General features: G+C 39.4%; 3 protein-coding genes. 1 reads left to right on the top strand and 2 read right to left on the bottom strand.

Going from position 1 to position 1,052, the window contains the following annotated elements; translation table 11 throughout:
* A partial coding sequence (locus ACFILU_RS02215) for a hypothetical protein (protein WP_375674554.1) occupies positions 1 to 189 on the top strand: 189 nt, incomplete at its 5' end.
* 32 nt (positions 190 to 221) lie between these two features.
* Here ACFILU_RS02215 and ACFILU_RS02210 read toward each other — a convergent pair.
* Both ACFILU_RS02210 and ACFILU_RS02205 read right to left on the bottom strand, forming a co-directional pair.
* Positions 222 to 803, bottom strand: coding sequence for a hypothetical protein (locus ACFILU_RS02210; RefSeq protein ID WP_375674552.1), 582 nt, complete (start codon positions 801 to 803; stop codon positions 222 to 224).
* Between the two features lie 3 nt (positions 804 to 806).
* The coding region (locus tag ACFILU_RS02205) for a hypothetical protein (protein ID WP_375674550.1) at positions 807 to 1,052 on the bottom strand (246 nt) is incomplete at its 5' end.

Genomic DNA, 1,052 nt, shown 5'->3' with positions numbered 1-1,052 from the left:
TTATTTATCAATGAGTTAAGTGTACAATGTACAGTCAATTTGAAAATTCTGTCGCTAGCGATAGTTCGCGCTCGCCTGCCCCGCAACGAAGCCAACCCGCTGGGAAGTACCTTTTACATTGATTTTATTGACTTTTTTATGGAGAAAACCGAAGCGCAAGTGATAATCTGCTTTAAAAATTACAATTAAAGTGAGTAGTGTGTTGACATAGCTTAAGAACATTATTTAGCTTTCATCTTGGCAGCGTATTCTTGACGAGCAAGTTGGTACTGTATATTTTTGGTTAATCGTTCACTGGCATATTGTGCGATAGCACTTGCAATCTCTGGCTTGGACATCACTTTAGCAATTGAAGGTCCTTCTTGTTTTGCAATGGGGAATTGATCTCCGTCATCTCTTTGAAACACATTCCCTCCCATTTTCAATTCAACACGCTTTGGAAAACTGCCTCCCTTGATAAAACCATGGGGTAAGATTTCTTTCTTTCCAAACAGTGTGTAAGTTACGCCGCGTTTTGTTTCGTTTGCTTTAAAAAATTTAAGAGGTATCGGTGTTCCAGAACCAATGATATCTGTCTCAAGAAACCTTGCTGTCGCCTTTTCTTTAATATAAACACCTCTTCTTATACGCTTTATTTGGGCTGATGAGATGTCTGCAACTTGCTTTTCAGTAAAGCGTTCAACTTGTTTTGCTGCAGTGTTTAGAGCATTACGCAGAGCCCAGTTAAGGCGTGGTGCTTGAAGGTTTGTGAAGGTATCTTTTACCTGTTGAAGATACCATTTTTGGTGGATGATTAATTTCAACGTCTAAGCCTTTTTGGGGGTAGGTGTTGATGACTTGGAAGTTTTAGATTCCTTTGGTTTTTCGAGTGAGGTTTCCTCTGTCACTGGTTCAGATGATGTTTGTACAGCTTCTTGTTCTATTTTCTTAATTTGTTCAACCGTCTTGTCAGGTTTTGCTGTTGTCTTGACACCAACAAAAGGTTTTACAGCATTAGCACGCTTGAGACGTGCGTAGACTTGATTGGAAACTTCAACAAATGGATTATTGGG

This window comes from Bartonella sp. CL100XZDX (genome assembly GCF_042195375.1).
Lineage (GTDB): Bacteria > Pseudomonadota > Alphaproteobacteria > Rhizobiales > Rhizobiaceae > Bartonella.
The sequence above is the reverse complement of the archived record's forward strand: the minus strand, read 5'-3'. Positions and strand labels throughout refer to the sequence as shown.